Genomic DNA, 18679 nt, shown 5'->3' with positions numbered 1-18679 from the left:
AAAAGGCGGAGAGACCGGCGACCGGAACGCGCCTAGCATGGGAAGAATGCCGGAATCTCCGAACGGGACGGCCTCCCGCGCCGCTGCCTTCCGCCCCACCCTGGGCCCGATTGATGCAGTGGTTCACCTCAGCTTCGCCGTGCTCATGGTGGCATCCGGCGTGCGCTACGTCCTGCGGCACAGCCCGGCCGACAATCTCTGGACAGTGGCCCTGGCGGCCGCGGTCTGCATTCTCTATGCAGTGGTGGCGGTGCTGGCCAAGCGGCGCCAGCCGTGGCTGTTGTGGATGGTGGCGCTCGTGCTCGCCTGGGCTGTGCTGGTCATCGCCGCACCGAGTTTTGCGTGGTGCTCCTTGGCTTTGTTTTTCCTGTCGCGCGCGGCCTTCAGCGGTTGGATCGCCTATCTGGCCGCGGGTTTGACGGCAATTGCAACGGCCATCGGGCTGTTCCGCCTCAGCGGCGACACCGACGTAGCTATGCTGCTCGGGCCCATAGCCGCTGCGGTTCTGCTCACGTTGGTCTACGACCGAATCGAGCAGGACGCCGCGCTGCAACGCCGACTCCATGCCGACGTCTCCCAAGCACAGGAACGCCTGGCCGCCAGCGAACGCGCAGCCGGGATCACCGCGGAGCGCGAGCGTGTTTCGCGGGAAATCCATGACACCGTCACGCAAGGCCTCGCCAGCAGCCTGCTGCTGCTCGAAGCCGCGCAACGGTCGTGGCCTGAAGAGGGAGCGAAAGCGGAAGTGCAGAGGGCCGGGACGCTCCTACGGCAGAACCTGGCCGACACCCGCAGCCTGGTCCACGAACTTTCCGCTCCCGGGCTGGAGAACGGACCGCTGCCCCAGGCCCTCGAACAGGCCGCGCGCCAATACCTCGGCTCCGTAGTCCTCCACGTCACCGGCGATCCCCGCCCGGTACCCGACGAGGTCCGCCATGCCCTGGTGCGCGTGACCCAGAGCGCGGCGGCCAACATCAAACTCCACGCCGACGCTGAGCACGCCAGTTTGACGCTGGGATTCCTTCCCGGGGCTGTCACCCTTGACGTGTTCGACGACGGCCGCGGCTTTGATCCCGCTGCGGTACCTCCGCCGTCGGAAAAGGGAGGTTACGGTCTACGTGCCATGCGCCAACGGGTGGAACGACTCGGCGGAGTATTTTCAGTGGAGAGCTCCCCTGGAGAAGGAACCGTCGTGGCCGCGCAACTGCCGCTGCCCGTTATGGAACCCAGCAGGGCAAACCAGGCGCCCATCAAGAAAGACACTCCATGAACCCCGTTTCGGTCCTGCTCGTCGATGACCATTTGGTGGTCCGCAGCGGACTCAAGGCCTTGCTCGGCACCCAGCCGGACATCACCGTCGTCGCAGAAGCCGCATCCGGAGAGGAAGCCCTCGCTGTAGCGCAACAGCACCCGGCCGACGTCGTCATGATGGACCTCGCCATGGGCCAGGGCATGGACGGAATCGAGGCGATCAAGCGCCTGCGTGAAGCGAGCAAGCAGCAAGCGGTGCTGGTGTTCACTACCTATGATTCCGATGCCGACATCGTGAGGGCCGTGGACGCAGGTGCCATGGGCTACGTGCTCAAGGACGCCGCGCCGGAGGAGATCTTCGCTGCGGTCCGGGGCGCGGCGCAAGGCAAGAGCGTCATGAGCGCACCTGTGGCCAGCAAGTTGTTCCAGCAATTGCGCAACCCGGACGAGGTCCTCACCCCGCGGGAAGCCGAACTGCTCAGTCTCCTCATCCAAGGCCTCAGCAACCGTGAGCTCGGCAAACGCCTGTTCATTTCCGAGGCCACGGTCAAAACGCATTTGGCGCACATCTACGCCAAGCTCGGCGTCGAGACACGGGCGGCCGCGATTGCGGTGGCCATTCGCCGCGAGGGGATGCGCTAAGAAAAAATTCGGATGCTGGTGTCGATTTGGCCGGTCGCCATTCGTATAGGGGGTGACCGGGCCGCAGAGAGCGGTCCGCAGAAGCAAGGGAGCATGTCATGCGCCAGATCAATGCCTCGTTGTCCATTACCCTCGACGGAGTCATCCAGGGACTGGGCCGTCCGGACGAGGACACCCGCGGTGGCTTCACCCACGGTGGGTGGGGCGGCAAGTACAACGACGAGGTCATGGGCCGTGAGATGGGCAAGGGCATGGCGAAACCCACGGACATGCTGTTCGGACACCGGACCTGGACCGACTTCATCACCGCCTGGAGCACCCGCGCCGACGACAACCCGTTCACCGCGTACATGAACGCAGCCACGAAGTACGTTGTGTCAAGGACGCTGGAGAACGCCGATGCCTGGCAGAACTCCGTTCTGCTCTCAGGCGAGGCCGCCGAGACGGTGGCCAAGCTCAAGGCCGAGCCGGGCAACGATCTGACGATCATCGGCAGCGCGTCGCTTGTCCGCTCCCTGCACGCCGCCGGGCTCATAGACAACTTCACGCTGCTGATCCACCCACTGACCCTGGGTACCGGGACGCGGCTGTTCGAAGGCCCAGCCCCGCTGACCGAGTTCGAGCTCACCGACTCCGTCACCACCACCAAGGGCGTGATCATCGCCCACTACACCCGCCGATAACTAAGCGGTGGTTCCGTGCAGTAGACGAAGACCGCTGGCCACTTCACCAGCTACCGCGCCGGGTCTAAACTGACCCTATGTCCGACACCGCAGGACGCAAGTTGTTCCAGCATTCTGGAACGGCGCTCATTTTCCGGGGAGCCCTGGCCCTTCTCTTGGCCTTCTTGGTTGCTTCCCTGCCGGTCGCCACGGTATTTGCCCTCGTCTATGTGTTCGGTGTCTACGCCATCACCGACGGACTCACTGACATGGCCCACTACTTCTACGACCCTGCGCGCCACTCCCGCTGGAGCATGATTGGCGGCTTCATCTCCGTCGCGACCGGGCTCGTGGCGGTTTCTTGGCCTGGCATCACCGCCGCGTCGCTTGGCTTCCTCATCGGAGCATGGGCCTTGATCCTCGGGATTTCGCAGATCATCCTTGCGAGGGACATCAGGACGACAGTCAGGGCTTGGTGGATCTGGATGTTGACCGGGTTGGTCACCACCGTTTTTGGACTTTTTGTGCTCGTCAATCCGGGCGCGGGATTCCTGGGCGTGGTGGCGCTCCTCGCGACATATGCCGCGGTCAGTGGCGTTCTGTTGATCGCCTCCGGCATCAAACTCCGCAGGCGCGCTTCCTCTTCGGTGATGCTCGCCCATTAGCCCCTGCGGGAGCAATCCACCCCAGGGGATGCGCCAGGTCCCAAGTTCGGTAAGTTAGTGGCTGTGAAGATAGCTACCTGGAATGTGAATTCGCTCCGCGCACGTGCCGACCGCGTCGAGGCTTGGCTGCAGCGCAGTGACTGCGACGTCCTGGCCATGCAGGAAACCAAGTGCAAAGATGACAACTTTCCGTGGGAGCTCTTCGAGCGCATGGGCTACGAGGTTGCGCACTTCGGCCTGAGCCAATGGAACGGTGTGGCGATCGCCTCGCGTGTAGGGCTCGACGACGTCGAACGCACCTTTGTTGACCAGCCCGCCTTCGGAAAGGCCGGCAAGGATCCTGTCCAGGAAGCCCGTGCCATTGCCGCAACGTGTGGCGGGGTCCGGGTGTGGAGCCTGTACGTTCCCAACGGCCGTTCCCTGGATGACGAACACATGCCGTACAAGCTCAAGTGGCTGGACACCCTGAAGGGCCATGCCGCCGGCTGGATCACGGAGAACCCAGAGACCCAGGTGGCGCTCATGGGCGACTGGAACATCGCGCCGCTGGACGAGGATGTCTGGGACATCGACTATTTCAGGGCGAACGCACTCACCCACGTCAGCGAACCCGAGCGCGAGGCCTTCCGGGCGTTCGAAGCGGCCGGTTTCACCGACGTCGCCCGCGCCTACACTCCAGGTCCCGGCGTCTACACCTACTGGGACTACACGCAGCTGCGGTTCCCCAAGAAAGAGGGCATGCGCATCGACTTCGTCATGGCCTCCCCCGCGCTGGCCGCGCGCGTCACGGGAGCGTCGATCGACCGCGAGGAGCGCAAGGGCAAGGGCGCCTCGGACCACGCTCCTGTGATCGTGGAGCTTACGGACTGAGCAGCAACAATGACGGAGGAGGCGGGCCCGCTATGAGCGGAAAGCTATATGGAAGCCAGGCAGGGCTGCCCTTCTCTTCAGCGTTGCGCGTCTACGAACCGCTCGAGGCGTTCCCCGAGGACCAGCGGCAGCAGCTCGTGGCGAGCGGTACCCGCAGCGGTTCGCGGGCCGCCGTCGAAAATGCCGAGCTGCTCGCTTCCCTCGGACGGGTCACCCGCAAGGGCGGGGACCCTTTCCCCACCGGCAGCACCGATCTGGTCCGCATCACCCGGGTTCCTTCCGGAGATCGGAACGACCCCGACGCCGGACGGCTGCTTTACTGCCCCAGCCAGCTGGTCATCCGGGCAGGATTGGCGGCCAACGCCCTCATGGAAGGTATCCACGGACCGCTTGCGGACCTTCTTATCCCTGTGGACCAGCGAGACCGCCATCAGGCACGCATCGACCGAATCAACGCCAGCCATGACGCGAAGCGCGTGCACACCAGGGCTTCAACGTGGGGCATCCCCTTCAGCTGGTTCTCGCTGTTCCAGGAATCGGACCGCAAGGATGTGGTGGAATCAGGCGGCCGCATCCTGACGGTCAGGGTCTGGGCCTCATTGACGGATGCCTTGGACCGTGCACGATTTGCCGTAGCCAACCTCGCCCTCGCCGCCCCGGACCTGGACATGCTGGACGACCTCACCCAGCTCACCGAATGGCTTGAGTTGTTCCATGTGCAGTCAATGGTCGAGCTGGATTATGGCGCCGTGGCGGACAAGGTGTACCCGGATGAATCGCCTATGGATGTCAGGCTCGGCATCGAATGCCTGGCCGAGGGAGACATGACGGGAGCGGCCGCTGCTTATCGGAGGCTGGCTTCCCGCTGGATCCCCATCAGGCAGCTGGCCCGGGCTTCCTAGCTCTGTTCGCGTCGTCTTGGCTCGCGGAGCGGGCTAGTCCCTGGGGCGGGGCGGTGCGGTGGTTTCCCTCACGATCAGCCGGTGGGGTGCTTTCATGGACCGCACGGAACCCGCGGCCCCGGCCAATTCGTCCAACAGCATGCGCGTGCCCAGTTGGCCTTGTTCAACGGGGTCCTGGGCCACGGTTGTCAGGCCCATGGCCTCGGCGAATTCATGGTTGTCAATGCCGATGATGGACAATTCTTCCGGTACGCGGACGCCACGGCGCCGCGCCTGCAACATGGCTCCCATGGCCATTTCATCGGAAGCACAGAAGATCGCCGTCGGTTTCGGCCCGGGCTTGCTCCAGAGCTCGTCGAAGGCTTCCTGGCCGCTGCCCACAGTGAAGTTTCCGAAAATGTCCCATTCCGGAGGCATGGAGAAGCCCGCGCTCGTCATGGCATCCGTGAAACCGTCAACGCGCAGTCGCGGCACGGTGAAGTTCAGGTCGGAATCGTCCTGGCCATGGAGCAGCGCGATCTCCCGGTGGCCGAGATTCAACAGATGCATGGTGGCTTCCACCGAGGCAGCGTAATCGTCGATGCCGATGCTCGGGCAGTCCTCCACTGGACCGCCGACAATCACCAAGGGGATTTCGATCCTTTGGAGATCGGCGATTTCCTCGGACGTCAGGGACATACAGAGGACCAGGAGAGCATCGATCTGCTTATAGACCATCGTCTTGCTGAAGAGCCGTTCCCGTGCTCCGCGCTGCCCGCCAAGGTTGAACAAGGAGAGGTTGTAGCCGCGAGCGTGGAGCTCGCGGTCTACACCCTCGATCGCCTTGAAGAAGAACCAGCGGTCCACGTAAGGGGCCAGGACACCGATCGTCTTGGTGCGGCCCGTGGCCAGTCCCGAAGCGGACGACGACGCCACATACCCGAGTTCTCCCGCGACCCGCAGGATCTTCTCCCGGGTAGCCGGAGACACCCGGGGAAGGCCGCGCACTGCGCGGGAAACGGTGGCGGTGGAAACGCCTGCGGCCTGTGCGACGTCCTCAATGCTGGCTCCGGCGTGGCCGCCACGCTGGGACCGTTCACTCGTTTTTGCCACTCAAGCCCCCTCAAAGAATCCGTGCGGAAGCCGGGGGTTCCTTCCCAGACGGCAGATAACCAGCGTATTCCGCTTGGTTGCCTTCCGCCGATTCCGCGCTACTTATTTCCGCTCGCTACTCACGTGATGCGCCTGGATGTCCGCGCGGGGAGCCGCCGGCGAAGCCGAAGCATCCCCCACAGGGCCAGCAACACTGCGAGCAGGCCCAGGGCCCAGCCCAATGCGGGCTGGGCCGTGAGCTCGGCAGCCACCGTGATCACCAGCAGGACCAAGGCCCAAAAGCCGAGAAAACCTATCACGAGGTCGAAATCTTCCGCCGATTTCACTCGCGTGTGCTGCTCCTTGGCCGGGCCGCCGAGGGACGGCCCGGCCGAATCCGGAGTTTGCGTCATTTGACGGCGCCGGCTGTCAGGCCCGCCACGATCTTGCGCTGGAAGATCAGCACGAGGATCACCAGCGGAATCGTCACAACTGTTCCGGCTGCCATGACGGCGGTGTACGGCTCCTGGTGGGCCTGGGCACCGGCGAAGTAGGCGATAGCCACCGTAACGGTCTTGGTCTGGTCATTGGACAGCTGGCTCGCGATGAGGAACTCATTCCACGATGCGATGAACGCCAGGATGGCTGTGGTGAACACGGCTGGCGCCGCGAGCGGCATGATCACCTTGCGGAATGCCTGACCCTGGGTGCAGCCATCAATCCGGGCTGATTCCTCCAGCTCCCACGGCATTTCCCGGAAGAAGGACGTCAAGGTGTAGACCGTCAGGGGGAGCACAAACGAGATGTTTGGAATAATCAGCGCCTGATAGGTGCCGTACCAGCCGATGTTGGTGAACAGCTGGAACAACGGCGTCACCAAGGCCACGCCCGGGAACATCGATGCCCCGAGGACAAAGCCGAGGACCAGGAACTTGAAGCGGAATTCGAGCCTGGACAAGGCATACGCCGCGAACACCCCGAAGAGCAGGGCAACCAAGGTGGTTACCCCTGCCACGAAGAGCGAGTTCAAGAGGTTCCGGCCGAAGTGGTTGCCCAGGCTTTCAGAGAACACCGTGTTGAAGTTGTCCCACGTGACGTGGGTGAAGAAAGGCGTCGAATCAAAGGTATATCCAACGTCGCGGAACGCGGTCACGATCATCCAGTAGAAGGGAATCAAGCACCAGATGAAGATGAGCGCTGCGCTGATGTACGTGCGCCCGCTCGCCCAGCGTTCCCGCCGTCGGGCAGCTGTCTTAGGCGCGGAGTCAATGCTCACGGCGGTCATTTGTCCTGCCCCTTGGTGGTCTTGGGTGTGGCTGAGGCGACTGCGTTGGCTCCCAGGAAACGAACGAAAATGAACGCAACGAGGAAGATGATCAAGAAGGTGATGGTGGACAGGGCCGCTGCTGAGTTGAATCCCTGACGGATCTGGTCAACCACCAGGATGGACAGCGTTGTTGTGCCGTTCGAGCCCTGGGTCATGATGGCCGGGAGGTCATACATACGCAGTGCGTCAAGGACACGGAACAGGACAGCCACCATGAGCGCCGGCTTCACCAGCGGCAAGGTGATCTGGGTGAAACGCTGCCATGCCGAGGCACCGTCGACCTTCGCGGCTTCGTATACTTCCGCCGGGATGATCTGCAGGCCAGCCAAAATCAGCAGGGCCATGAACGGCGTCGTCTTCCAAACGTCTGAAATGATGATCGCCCAACGGGCTGGCCATTCGCTGCCTGTCCACAGGATTGCCGTGCCAAAGAGCTTGTTGGCGATTCCGTCGAAAGCGAAGATGAAGAACCACAGCTTCGCGGTTACGGCCGTTGGAATGGCCCACGGAACCAGGACAGCGGCACGAAGGGCACTGCGGCCGCGGAACGTCCGCGCCATGATGATGGCCATCCAGAACCCGAGGACCGTCTCCAAGACAACGGTGACCGCCGTAAAGAAGAACGTCGTTCCCACGGCGCTCCAGAATTGGGCGCCAAGAGTGCCAGGTGCACAGGCTGCGGAGCCACACTGCTGTGCCAACCAGTGGACGAAGTTATCGAAGCCGGCGGGTCCGCCCTGGACGAAGACCTTGGTCACCGGATCCAGGCCCTGGTCCTTCTGGAACGCCATGATAATCGCGTTGACCACCGGGTACACGATGACAACGGCGAGCAATACCAAAGCAGGGGAAATCAACCAGAACGCCCACCGGCCTTGAGACGTGGCCGCCCGGTCCTGTCCTACTTCTTTTTGAACTTTTTTGGTTTTGGGGCTTGGTGTCTCTGGCGCCCGCTTAGGCTGCGCAAGGGTGGACATTTCCCCTCCTTCCGGAAATTGATAGCGTGCCCCTCGGGCGGCTGGTCGCGTGAAGCGCCAGCCGCCCGAGGTTCACTGTAGGTGTCGCTATTGGCTGGCCGAGTTGATGGCCGTGTCCATATCCGTCATTGCCTGATCGACGGACTTGTCACCCTTGATGGCAGCGTAGGCATTGTCCTGAATGGCCTTGGTGACTGCTGGGTAGAACGGCGTGACCGGGCGCGGCACGGCATTCTGAATTGAGGTCTTCAGCACCGGAAGGTACGGCAGCTGCTGGACCAGGGTGGGGTCGTCGTACAAGGAACTCAGGACCGGGGCCAGCGAGCCCTGCGTGGCGTAGAACTTTTCAGTCTCTTCGCTGGTCATGAAGGTCAGGAAGTCCTTGGCCGTTGCCTTGTGTGCCGAGTAGACGCTGACGGCGAGGTTGTGTCCACCTAGGGATGAGGCGCCAGGGCCGCTCTTACCGGGGAGCGGAGCCATGCCGAAGGTGTCCTTCACCTTGGACGAACCGTCCGTCTTGGCGAGGTTGTAGACGTAGGGCCAGTTGCGCAGGAAGAGGAGCTTGCCGTCTTCGAAGGACTGCCTGCCCTGTTCCTCCTGGTATGTGACGCCCTGCGTGGGGATGTTTCCGTTCTTGTAGGCGGTGACCAGGTTGTTGAGGCCAGCCTTGGCGGCCGCAGAAGTCACCGTCGATTTGCCGTCGTCTCCAACGATCGTGCCGCCGGCCGAGTTGATGGCTTCAGCCGCGTTCACGGTGAGGCCTTCATACTTGGCGAACTGTCCTGCGTAGCAGTCGATGCCGTGCTGCTTCGCGATGGAGCACATGCTCATCATCTCGTCCCAGGTCTTGGGCGGGGTGGGCACCAGGTCCTTGCGGTAGTAGAGGATGCCGCCGTCCGAGGTCTGGGGTGCCGCGAACAGCGTGTTGTTGTACGTTGCCGTCTTGACGGTGGCAGGCAGCATCTTGGACGTGTCGATGCTCATCTTGTCGGTGAGCGGCTGCAGCCAGCCCTTCGCCGCAAACTCGGCGGTCCAGATGACGTCCACGTCAACGACGTCGTAATTGACGTTCTTGGCCTGGAAGTTCTGGACCAAATCGTCGTGCTGCTGGTCCGCCTGGTCGGACTGCTCCTTGAAGGTGACCTTCTGGTCCGGGTGCGCCGCATTCCACTTATCGACGAGCGGGCGGACAACGTTGCTGTTGTCTTTGCCCTGGACGTAGGTGATTGGACCACGTCCGTCGAGGTTTGCTGCGGCATCTCCGCCGCTTGAGGCGGTGCTGCCGCCACCGCCGCCACCACAGGCGGACAGGGACATGGCTAGCACGCCGGCGACAGCTGCCGGCAAAAGGTACTTGCGTGTGTTCATGCTGGGAACTCCTCAGTGAGTGGACCAGGTATTTCCGCAGTGCGGTTGATGTGGTGAGCCTCACATTAGTAAGCTTCCGGGTAGTAATGCAAGCGTTTACACAAAAATGTGTCATCGAGAGGAATCCAGTGCCGCACTCCCCGATCCCAACCCCCGGTTCCAACAATTCCGCGTGGTGGGCCAGCGCCGTCGTCTACCAGATCTATCCCCGCTCTTTCGCCGATGCCAACGGCGACGGCATGGGCGACCTTGCCGGGGTCACGGCGAAACTGCCCTATCTGCAAAGTTTGGGCGTGGATGCCGTGTGGCTCTCCCCGTTCTACAAGTCGCCGCAAGCTGACGCCGGATACGACGTGGCGGACTACCGGGCCGTGGATCCCCTCTTCGGCACCCTGGATGACTTCGACGCCATGCTGGAGAAGGCACATAGCCTGGGCATCAAGGTGATTGTCGACCTCGTTCCCAACCACACCTCGGAAGAGCACGCATGGTTCCGCGAAGCCCTTGCAGCCGCCCCCGGCTCCCCCGAACGCGAGCGCTACATGTTCCACCCGGGCAAAGACTCCAAGCCGGGTTCCGGGGACGGGGCTTTGGCCCCCAACAATTGGAAATCCATCTTCGGCGGCCCTGCGTGGACGCGCCTAACGAACGACGACGGCACTCCCGGCGAGTGGTACCTGCACCTTTTCGATACGAAGCAGCCCGATCTCAACTGGGAGAACCCCGACGTCCATGATGAGATGCGTTCGGTACTTCGCTTTTGGCTGGACCGCGGAGTTGACGGGTTCCGGGTGGATGTTGCCCACGGCCTGGTCAAAGAAGCCGGATTGCCGGACTGGGACGGCGCTGCCGCCATGGTTGAAGGTGGTTTATCCGCACCAGGCGCCCACAGCGAAGCCGTCGAACCGCACACGGCCAGGCTGCACATTGTCCCCGCAGCCGATAACTCCGCCGGGCCCGTCGCGACCGCCGTCGAGCACAAGGTCAAGCCGCCGCTGGACCCGCCGTCGCCCTTCTTCGACCAGGACGGCGTCCACGAGATCTACCGCGAATGGCACAGAGTCCTCGCCGAGTACGACGGCGACCGCATGCTGGTTGCCGAGGCCTGGGTGGAGCCTGCTGAGCGCTTGGCCCGGTACGTGCGCAAGGATGAAATGCAGCAGGCCTTCAACTTCGATTTCCTCTTGGCAGGCTGGGACGCGGAGCGCATGGCGGAGGCAATCGAATCTTCGTTAGACGCGGCGGGATCCGTCGAGGCTCCTTCCACTTGGGTCTTGAGCAACCACGACACGGTCCGACACCCCAGCCGCTTCGGGCTGGAAGATCCCACCACTTTCCCCAAGGGAATAGCGGCGGAAGACGAACAGCCCGACGCCGCCCTGGGCCTCGCGCGGGCGCGCGCGGCATCCATGGTGTCGTTCGCCCTACCCGGCTCGGCCTATTTGTACCAGGGTGAGGAACTCGGCCTTCCGGAGCACACGTCCCTGCCGGCCGAGGCTCGCCAGGACCCATCATTCTTCCGTACCAAGGGCGTGGAGCGCGGCCGCGATGGGTGCCGCGTGCCGCTGCCCTGGAAATCCGCGGAACCCGGCTTCGGATTCTCGGAAGCGGCGTCGGCAGGTACGGGCGGCGTCGGTGCTGCCGGCAAAGTGCCCGCGGCGCCCTGGCTGCCCCAGCCCGAAGCGTTCGGCGAGCTGGCGGCGGACGTCCAGGCCGGCGTCGGGGGCTCCACCCTGGAGCTGTACCGCTCCGTCCTCGCATTCCGCAGGGCCCACGGCCTGGGTTCGGGCACGTTCCAGTGGGCCGAGGAGCACGATCCCGCCAACGGAGTCCTGGCCTTCCACAACCGGGACGTGCTGGTAGTAATCAACATGGGGACTGCAGCTCTCCCCGTACCGGCCGGGCTCCGGGTGGAACTCTCCAGCGATGGCAGCTCGGGCGAGGCTTCGATTGTCCCGAATAGCGGGGCGTACCTCGTGGCGCTTTAGGGGACGTCGTTCCTGACCTTCTTTCGCACGGAAACGGGGCCGACACGCAGCAAGTTGTGCGTGTCGGCCCCGTTCTCTAGCCAAAGAGGGTCAGGAAGGCGCCGTAATGATCCGGCGTGGAGCCTACTTGCCGCCCTTGAAGAAACCGGCGATCTTGGAGCCGAGGCCCTTGGCGTTCTCGGCCACGTCACCAGCGAGGTCCTTGGCGTTGCCGGCAACGTCACCCGCGATTTCCTTGGCTTTCTCAGCCACGTCACCCGAGAGGAACTCCTTGACGTGCTCCGCGGCATCGCCGGCAAATTCCTTCGCGTTCCCGACCGCCTCGCCGGCAAATTCCTTGACGTGCTCAGCGGCATCGCCTGCGACGTGCTTGGCCTGTTCAGCTGCGGCTTCGGCGCTTTGCTTGATGTTGTTGACTTCTTCGCTCATGGTTTTCTCCTTGTTCCTGGTCCAAAGTGTTCTGGTCCATCGGCTTGACTCGGACCCAAGGTCCGGTGCCGGCCGGGGCAAGCCCAACCAAAGGGAAGAGTTCCCCCTACCCTTCAAACTATGGCCCCACGGACACCTCTGCAACGCAAAACGCCCGGGAAAGGAACATGGCTATCCGATTAACAACGGTTGCGTGTCAGTTCAACGAACGCGCTCGGCCTTGCTGAACCTGGTCCTCGCGCCGGCCCCGATATGAATCAACACGGGAGTCTTGCGTCCCACCACTATGTCCAACGCCTCCACGAGCCTGGAGACGTCAGCGGCCAGCGTGTGCGGGGAAACGCCTTGACGGGGCTGGACCCTGATCCGGAGCCCGGGACTACCGTTGACCTCGTAGGTTGCCACCGTGACGCCCGCGAGATCCGTACGTTCCGCGAGGGCCGCCTTGAGCGCCTGTTCAGCAAGGTTCCCGCCGATGCTGACATCGCCGGCGGTCCGGGCGTCATCGTACTCGGACACGATGAGGTTTGCCCGGCCTTTGCCTTGCTGCGACACCCAGGCCACCATGAGCACGATCAGGACAACCAGCACCGCTGCTGCGGCAACCCAGAGCCAGCTTTCCTCCCGTCCTGGAATGCGGGTCTGCTCAGAGAGGTACTTGGCGTGTTCCCAGAGCCCGGTGGACCAGCCTTGCCACCAACTTCCCACGGCGGGAACAGTGGCGAGCAGCATCAGGAGAATGCCGATGGCCAGCAGCTTCAGGCCAAGGATGCCGATCAGGATGCGGTTGAGGACGTGCGGAGTGCCGTTCATGCCCCGATCACCCCCGACGTAGCGACATTGACACGGACCGAAGGCATGGGCGAAGGGGCCATCTTTTGAAGTTCATCCTCGACGGCGGCAAAGACCCGTTCCTCGTGCAAGGGCACGCCCGAGGTGGGACGGACGTTGACCACAACCAGCCGTTGGGAAACCACCACCATGACTTGCTCCTGGGTGACATTCGCCGCCGTCCGGGCAGCGCGGGCCAGTGCAGAAGCGATGACCTCGTCGTCCACCACAACTCCGGCCCGGGGATCCTCAAGCAAGTGGCGGGACTTTCGGCCGGGCAGGACCGCGTTCAAGAAGAAAATCAGGCCCACCATGGCCACGACGCCGCCGAGGGAACCGAGCAGCAAGGGGGAAATCCCTCCCGGCAGGGCGGTGAGCCGTTCAGCAGCCGTTTGCGGATCGATGAGCCACGGTGGTTGGCCAATGGCGCGCAAAGCGGATTCGAGAAGCGCATAGACACAGGCCGCGATCACAAGGGCCGCGGCCAGCCCCGCCATTCCCGCGCGGGATGAACGGGTCTCGCGCTTGAGGATGCGCCGGAGTCCGACGTCGATGCGGTCGCCGAAATCGGTGGTCCTTGGTGTCTGGATGCCGGGGGTCTCGCCGTCGGCCGTCTGCGCGTGCGTAGCGTCCGCGTGGCTGCGCCGGGCGTGCGGGGTCTGGGCGTGGCTCATCGGACGCGAGCTCCTTCGCTGATGCGTGCGCCGCTGATCCGGATATCCACGCGGCTCAAGGTGGAACCACTGAGTTGGGTGACGCGCTCAAGAATGGCCGTTTTGGCAGCTACGGCCCGCTCCCAGACCGTGCCCCCGTATCCCGCTACCCGCAGGGGGTCCCTGAGGACTTCCGTCAGCGAGGGCACACGGATCGGGGCGACAACCGAGAGTGCCAGGAGGCCGTCGTCGTCCGACCATTCGGCCCGGACATCCTGCGCCGAGACACCGAGCGCTTCCGCGGCGGCCGCCTGGGCCAAAGTGGTGAGGGCCTGGGTGCTGATTCGGTTGTGGCCAGCCAGGGAGACGGCTGGCTGCACAGCCTCAGCCGTGGAACTCATGACGATGAACGGCGGCCGGTGAGGGCATCCAGCACGGTGCGCAGGTCAAGCTTTCCGTCCGCGGCGCGGCCGAGAAGCGCACCGATGCCCATGAAGAGAAGGGCGATGATAAAACCCCACAGCCCGAATTGGAAAGCCATGAACGCCACGAAGGCGCCGATCCCGATCCCGACAACAGTCATGCTCACTGGAGTGGCTCCCTTTCCGATAATGGGCCTTTTGTTCCGGCTTTGGTGGGCGGAGCAACGTAGACGTCGTTGATCTCAACGTTGACCTCAATGACTTCCAGGCCCACCAACGATTCGACCGCCCGATAGACGGCCGCGCGGACCTGGTTGGCGACATCATGCAAAGGGTATCCATAGACGGCCACAAGATTGATGTCCACGGCCACCTGGGTTTCTCCGACCTCGGCGCGGACACCCGCAGCATGGTCCTGGCTGCCGACGGCATCGCGGATGGCTCCGAGGGCGCGCGAAGGAGCCGACCCGAGGGAATAGACACCTGGAACAGCCCTGGCGGCAATACCGGCAACCTTGGCGACAGCGGAATCCGAGATCACTGTGCGGCCACTTCCTGCCACCGTTTGCCGGTCCTCGGATACCGGAGCCCCAACGGCTTCCGGTTCAGGCGCGGTGTAGCTTTCCTGCTGGTCCATTTAGCCCTCCCCTTCTCTTGAGTACCACCCTAGCGCTTGGCCAAGACAAGGCGGAGACAAGCCGGCCGTCGCCGTGAGATTCTGCTGGATCACTCCGAGTCGTGTAGGTGGCCGGCCGCGTGATTCCAAGGCTCCGCGGTTTGTCCATTCGAGTGATTGAGCAGAATCCGTCGCGTAGGCGTGAAAATGGCGCGTGCGCATGGATATATTCGCCCTTTTAGGCACAAACTGAATAACCCCAGGCTTTTCCACTGCAGGTTAAATGAAGAAAAGCGCCAGTTCCGAAGAACTGACGCTTCCCAGTGGTGGCTCCGACCGGCGTCGATCCGGTGACCTTTCGATTTTCAGTCGAACGCTCTACCAACTGAGCTACAGAGCCTTAGGTGACAATGTCACCATGATTGCCGGAATTCCTTCCGGCAATCAAAGCGACCCTGACGGGACTTGAACCCGCGACCTCCGCCGTGACAGGGCGGCGCGCTAACCAACTGCGCTACAGGGCCTTGCTTGTAGTATCTCTACTACGCTTGCAGTATCTCTACCGCTTTTTTCAAGGCTTCCAGCTTACCAGACTTTTCAGCCTGACTTGACCAGTTCCTTGCGTACCCCCAACGGGATTCGAACCCGTGCCGCCGCCGTGAAAGGGCGGTGTCCTAGGCCGCTAGACGATGGGGGCCTGGAACAATCCGAATTCGCGACGGTCAACAACGCTATGCGTTTACCGCTTCTCGCTCGTCCGAACTGGACTCTAAAACTTTAGAGCATAGTCGGGGATATTCCCAAATCGCACGTCGCGGAACGCAAACCAGGACGCAAACCAGGACGCAAACCAGGACGCAAACCAGGACGCAAACCGGCCTCAACACCCGGTTCAAATCCACTGCACCAGAGTTGGCGGTTTCTTGTTGAAAGACGTCCGAATTCCGCCAGTCCGTGGTGCCCCTCGCGGGCTAGATTGGCATCATGGCCACAAGCACCCCAATCTCTCCGGCGACCACTCCCTCCCGGACCATCAGTAAGCTCGGCATCGCCGCCGTCATCGTCACCGTTGTCCTCTGGGCATCCGCCTTCGTAGGCATCCGCGCCGTGGGACCCAGCTTCTCCCCCGGCTCCCTGACGCTCGGACGGCTGGTGGTTGCCGCCGTCGCGCTCGGCTTTGTCGCCCTGCCCCGGCTCAAGCGCTGGCCCAAAGGCCGCGAATGGCTGCCTATCCTCGCCTATGGCGTCATGTGGTTCGCGGGCTACAACCTCGCCCTGAACGCCGCCGAGCACATGCTCGATGCCGGAACCAGCGCCATGCTCATCAACGTCTCGCCGATCCTGATCGCCGTCCTCGCCGGGGTCGTCCTGAAAGAAGGCTTTCCGCGCTGGCTGATCATCGGCAGCCTCGTGGCATTCGGCGGGGTTGCGCTGATCGCTCTCGGTTCGGGACAGCGCTCGACGGCGGATGTCGCCGGAGTGTTGTTGTGCCTCCTTGCCGCTGTGCTTGCCGCGGTGAGCGTGATTGTCCAGAAGCCCGTGCTGCGCACGTTCTCCGCGGCACAGGCCACTTGGTTTGGCATCATGGTGGGGGCCGTGTGCTGCCTGCCGTGGGCCGGCCAACTGGTGGCCGAAGTGCAGGCAGCGCCCCTTCCAGCCACTCTCGGCTTGGTGTATCTGGGGATCTTCCCCACGGCCATCGCTTTCACGACGTGGGCCTATGCGCTGTCCCTCATCGAGGCCGGGAAACTCGCTGCCACGACGTACCTGGTTCCGGGCACCACGATCCTGATTTCCTGGGCGGTCCTCAATGAGATCCCCACCATCTGGGGCCTCGTGGGCGGCGTTATCTGCCTCGTGGGTGTCGGGCTGACGCGGCGCCGCTCCCCCAAAGGAAGCCGCTCCCGCTAAGGTTCGGCGTCAAGAAGCCGGGCGACCCGGGGCCAAGGAGCCCCGCCGCCGTCGAACCCCTGCCGCTGTCGAACCCCTGCCGCTGCTACCTTGCCATCCCGGCAAGAAGCTCGCGGTGCGTGGGCGGGTTGGCTCCAGGCCGCCCCACGGTAATGGCTGCGGCCATGGAGGCGGTCTGCCCGATGCGTTCGAGGACCGTGGGCGCAAGCCCTTGGCTGCCGCGCAGCAGCAGCCCGAGAATCAGCGCCGACATGTAGGAATCGCCGGCGCCGATCGTGTCCGCCACCACCGAGGTCACCGCGGGAACCGTCAACTGGGTGTGCGGCGTCGCCATCAAGGAGCCTTCGGCGCCTCGCGTTACCACCGCCAGGCCGGCACCGAGGCCCAGGATGTGCTTGGCAGTCTCTTCCAAGGACTTGCCGGGGTAGAGCCAGAACGCGTCGTCGTCGCTGAGCTTCACCACGCTGGTCAGCGGTATGAGCTCCTCGAAAACGCGGAGAGCCTCACTGTGGCTGCCGAGGAGGTCCGCGCGGATATTGGGGTCGTACGTGACGATGCACCCACCTTGCGCCTGCTCCAAAAGGTTCCTGACGACGCCGGCCCCGGGCTCGAGGAAGGTAGCGATCGAGCCTGTGTGGAGCACCTTCGGGGCGTAAGGGAGTGCGGCAGGAGCCAGCTTCCACTCAATGTCGAAGGTGTACTCGGCCGAACCGTCCGCGGCGATCTCCGCCGTCGCCGTCGCGGTCTTCGCGAGCGATTGCGAGCCCGGCAGGACAACCACGCCGGCGCTTGCCAAATGCGCCGCAATCGACTCGCCCCGGGAATCGCGCCCGACGGCGGTCAGCAGCCCGGCTTTCACGTCGAGCCGTCCGAGGCCGTAGGCGACGTTCGCCGGCGAGCCGCCGGGGTATTCCGTCTGCCCTCCGGGCGAGTTCACGATGTCGATGAGCGCTTCGCCGACCACGACGACGTCGAGCGGCTCGGACGCAAGGTGCGAGTGGTTCATGCGTTTCCTGTTCCTTGGTTGGGGAGTTTCAGTTGCTAATAGTGGTTTTCAGGGGCGCCGCCACGGAATGGCGTTCGACGAGGGGACATTCAAAGTATTCGGTACTGCCGTCGCGTTCGGCACCGGCCAGCAGCAGTTCGATGGCGCGCCGGCCCATCTCAAGGAAAGGCAGTTCCAGCGTGGTCAGCCCGGGCCGCAAGTGCGGGGCGAGCGTTTCCTGGTTGTCGAACCCCACCAGCGACACATCGTGCGGTATGGATAGTCCGAGCTGGGCCAGCGCTTGGTAGGCGCCCACGCGGTGCGGTCGTTGGCGCAGAAGATGGCAGTGGGCGGCTGCGGACCCGTCATGAGTGCCAAGGCATTGTCGAAACCGCCGGATTCATGCCCGTCGCCGATACGGTGGAGCCAGGGGTCGGGATGGAAGCCAGCCTCCTCGAGCGCGCGCAGATAGCCCGCATAGCGTCCGACGGCGGCGGGAAGCTCACCGTCCACCGCGCCAATGTTGATCATCGCGATACGCCGGTGACCGGCGTCCACCAGCCGTTTGGTGGCGGCGTACCCGCCCAGCTCCTCTTGCGGGGCGATGCTTGGAAAGCGTCCGGATCGGTCGCGCGAATTGAGCACGACGGCGGGCACCTCCGCCAGGACGTCCGGCACGTCAAGGACCCGGTGGTACATGGCGGCGTAGACCACTCCGGCCACCTTGTAGGACAGCATGGTCTCCAGCGAAGCGGCCTCGAGGGCTTTGTCCCCGCCCGTGTTGACGGTCAGGAGGAGCAGCCCGGCCTCCCAAGCCCGGGCTTGGGCACCCTCGATGATCTTGCCCGCGAATGGCGCCGTGGCCACGAAGTCGCCGACGAAGCCGATCATCCCGGCAACGCCGTCGCGGAGCACTTTGGCGTGGGCGTTGGTCCGGTACCCCAGTTCGAGGGCGGCAGCATGGACCCTTTGCCGGGTTTCCTCCGAGAACCTGGTTCCCGCGGCGTCGTTGAGCACCAGCGAAACCGTGGCCTGGGAAACACCGGCCGCGGCAGCGACGTCATTCATTGTCGTGCCGGAGCGGCTGCCGGGTCGGGTCATGGGCTGGC

20 protein-coding genes, 3 tRNA genes and 1 pseudogene are annotated in these 18679 nt (G+C 63.7%); 8 read left to right on the top strand and 16 right to left on the bottom strand.

Translation table 11 applies throughout. The annotated features are described in order from the left end of the window. The first annotated feature begins 46 nt into the window (after nt 1-46). From AC1DJW_RS12560 to AC1DJW_RS12535, 6 genes are all read left to right on the top strand, one after another. Nucleotides 47-1270 (top strand): sensor histidine kinase, encoded by a 1224-nt coding sequence (locus tag AC1DJW_RS12560; protein ID WP_476901553.1) that lies wholly within the window; start codon nt 47-49, stop codon nt 1268-1270. Further along, the gene (locus tag AC1DJW_RS12555) at nt 1267-1893 is read left to right on the top strand and encodes a response regulator (RefSeq protein WP_476901552.1); all 627 of its coding nucleotides are present in this window, start codon (nt 1267-1269) and stop codon (nt 1891-1893) included. Before AC1DJW_RS12560 ends, AC1DJW_RS12555 begins: the two co-directional genes overlap by 4 nt. A 98-nt stretch (nt 1894-1991) precedes the next feature. Further along, nucleotides 1992-2576: a dihydrofolate reductase family protein gene (locus AC1DJW_RS12550; RefSeq protein WP_476901551.1), complete on the top strand. Its 585-nt coding sequence runs from the start codon at nt 1992-1994 to the stop codon at nt 2574-2576. Between the two features lie 77 nt (nt 2577-2653). Further along, nucleotides 2654-3220 (top strand): HdeD family acid-resistance protein, encoded by a 567-nt coding sequence (locus AC1DJW_RS12545; protein ID WP_476901550.1) that lies wholly within the window; start codon nt 2654-2656, stop codon nt 3218-3220. Between the two features lie 63 nt (nt 3221-3283). After that, nucleotides 3284-4090: an exodeoxyribonuclease III gene (locus tag AC1DJW_RS12540; RefSeq protein WP_234752737.1), complete on the top strand. Its 807-nt coding sequence runs from the start codon at nt 3284-3286 to the stop codon at nt 4088-4090. Between the two features lie 32 nt (nt 4091-4122). Further along, nucleotides 4123-4992 (top strand): DUF8083 family protein, encoded by an 870-nt coding sequence (locus AC1DJW_RS12535; protein WP_284754665.1) that lies wholly within the window; start codon nt 4123-4125, stop codon nt 4990-4992. 33 nt (nt 4993-5025) lie between these two features. On the opposite strand, the gene AC1DJW_RS12530 is transcribed toward AC1DJW_RS12535, so the two are convergent. The 5 genes from AC1DJW_RS12530 to AC1DJW_RS12510 form a co-directional block, all read right to left on the bottom strand. Next, on the bottom strand, nt 5026-6084 hold the full coding sequence (locus AC1DJW_RS12530) for a LacI family DNA-binding transcriptional regulator (protein ID WP_284754667.1): 1059 nt from the start codon (nt 6082-6084) through the stop codon (nt 5026-5028). 119 nt (nt 6085-6203) lie between these two features. Continuing rightward, nucleotides 6204-6476, bottom strand: a complete 273-nt coding sequence (locus tag AC1DJW_RS12525) for a hypothetical protein (protein ID WP_284754669.1) — start codon at nt 6474-6476, stop codon at nt 6204-6206. Continuing rightward, nucleotides 6473-7348, bottom strand: a complete 876-nt coding sequence (locus AC1DJW_RS12520; protein ID WP_284754671.1) for a carbohydrate ABC transporter permease — start codon at nt 7346-7348, stop codon at nt 6473-6475. Before AC1DJW_RS12520 ends, AC1DJW_RS12525 begins: the two co-directional genes overlap by 4 nt. Then, nucleotides 7345-8367, bottom strand: coding sequence for a carbohydrate ABC transporter permease (locus AC1DJW_RS12515; RefSeq protein ID WP_284754673.1), 1023 nt, complete (start codon nt 8365-8367; stop codon nt 7345-7347). Before AC1DJW_RS12515 ends, AC1DJW_RS12520 begins: the two co-directional genes overlap by 4 nt. A gap of 87 nt (nt 8368-8454) precedes the next feature. After that, nucleotides 8455-9735 carry an ABC transporter substrate-binding protein gene (locus AC1DJW_RS12510; RefSeq protein ID WP_284754675.1) on the bottom strand — a complete coding sequence of 427 codons (1281 nt, stop codon included), beginning with the start codon at nt 9733-9735 and terminating at the stop codon, nt 8455-8457. A 239-nt stretch (nt 9736-9974) separates the two neighbouring features. Here AC1DJW_RS12510 and AC1DJW_RS12505 point away from each other — a divergent pair, with 239 nt between their 5' ends. Continuing rightward, on the top strand, nt 9975-11723 hold the full coding sequence (locus tag AC1DJW_RS12505) for a glycoside hydrolase family 13 protein (RefSeq protein ID WP_476901572.1): 1749 nt from the start codon (nt 9975-9977) through the stop codon (nt 11721-11723). Nucleotides 11724-11846: 123 nt separating this feature from the next. On the opposite strand, the gene AC1DJW_RS12500 is transcribed toward AC1DJW_RS12505, so the two are convergent. The 9 genes from AC1DJW_RS12500 to AC1DJW_RS12460 all read right to left on the bottom strand — a co-directional run bounded on the left by AC1DJW_RS12500 (nt 11847) and on the right by AC1DJW_RS12460 (nt 15371). Then, nucleotides 11847-12152 (bottom strand): hypothetical protein, encoded by a 306-nt coding sequence (locus tag AC1DJW_RS12500; RefSeq protein WP_390281597.1) that lies wholly within the window; start codon nt 12150-12152, stop codon nt 11847-11849. Between the two features lie 201 nt (nt 12153-12353). Then, nucleotides 12354-12965, bottom strand: coding sequence for a hypothetical protein (locus tag AC1DJW_RS12495; RefSeq protein ID WP_390281594.1), 612 nt, complete (start codon nt 12963-12965; stop codon nt 12354-12356). After that, nucleotides 12962-13657, bottom strand: a complete 696-nt coding sequence (locus AC1DJW_RS12490) for a DUF6286 domain-containing protein (RefSeq protein ID WP_459342173.1) — start codon at nt 13655-13657, stop codon at nt 12962-12964. The genes AC1DJW_RS12495 and AC1DJW_RS12490 overlap by 4 nt, the downstream gene beginning before the upstream one ends. Then, nucleotides 13654-14037, bottom strand: coding sequence for a hypothetical protein (locus AC1DJW_RS12485; RefSeq protein WP_459342172.1), 384 nt, complete (start codon nt 14035-14037; stop codon nt 13654-13656). Before AC1DJW_RS12485 ends, AC1DJW_RS12490 begins: the two co-directional genes overlap by 4 nt. Beyond that, a complete protein-coding gene (locus AC1DJW_RS12480; protein ID WP_284754683.1) occupies nt 14034-14225 on the bottom strand; it encodes a DUF2273 domain-containing protein in 192 nt (63 codons plus the stop codon). Before AC1DJW_RS12480 ends, AC1DJW_RS12485 begins: the two co-directional genes overlap by 4 nt. After that, nucleotides 14222-14695, bottom strand: a complete 474-nt coding sequence (locus AC1DJW_RS12475) for an Asp23/Gls24 family envelope stress response protein (protein ID WP_459342171.1) — start codon at nt 14693-14695, stop codon at nt 14222-14224. Before AC1DJW_RS12475 ends, AC1DJW_RS12480 begins: the two co-directional genes overlap by 4 nt. Nucleotides 14696-14998: 303 nt before the next feature. Continuing rightward, nucleotides 14999-15074: transfer RNA gene (locus AC1DJW_RS12470), tRNA-Phe, on the bottom strand. A gap of 50 nt (nt 15075-15124) precedes the next feature. After that, nucleotides 15125-15198 (bottom strand) — tRNA-Asp (locus AC1DJW_RS12465). Nucleotides 15199-15298: 100 nt separating this feature from the next. After that, nucleotides 15299-15371: transfer RNA gene (locus AC1DJW_RS12460), tRNA-Glu, on the bottom strand. Nucleotides 15372-15658: 287 nt separating this feature from the next. On the opposite strand from AC1DJW_RS12460, the gene AC1DJW_RS12455 reads away from it, so the two are divergent. After that, the gene (locus tag AC1DJW_RS12455) at nt 15659-16585 is read left to right on the top strand and encodes a DMT family transporter (protein WP_390281586.1); all 927 of its coding nucleotides are present in this window, start codon (nt 15659-15661) and stop codon (nt 16583-16585) included. An 85-nt stretch (nt 16586-16670) separates the two neighbouring features. Here the strand turns inward: AC1DJW_RS12455 and AC1DJW_RS12450 are convergent, their stop codons facing one another. Next, complete coding sequence (locus tag AC1DJW_RS12450) at nt 16671-17591, bottom strand: carbohydrate kinase family protein (RefSeq protein WP_390281583.1); 921 nt, start codon at nt 17589-17591, stop codon at nt 16671-16673. Between the two features lie 28 nt (nt 17592-17619). Continuing rightward, nucleotides 17620-18638: pseudogene (locus tag AC1DJW_RS12445) on the bottom strand (LacI family DNA-binding transcriptional regulator). Nucleotides 18639-18679 lie beyond the last annotated feature (41 nt).

This window comes from Arthrobacter sp. 05L417, assembly GCF_056397865.1.
The sequence above is the reverse complement of the archived record's forward strand: the minus strand, read 5'-3'. Positions and strand labels throughout refer to the sequence as shown.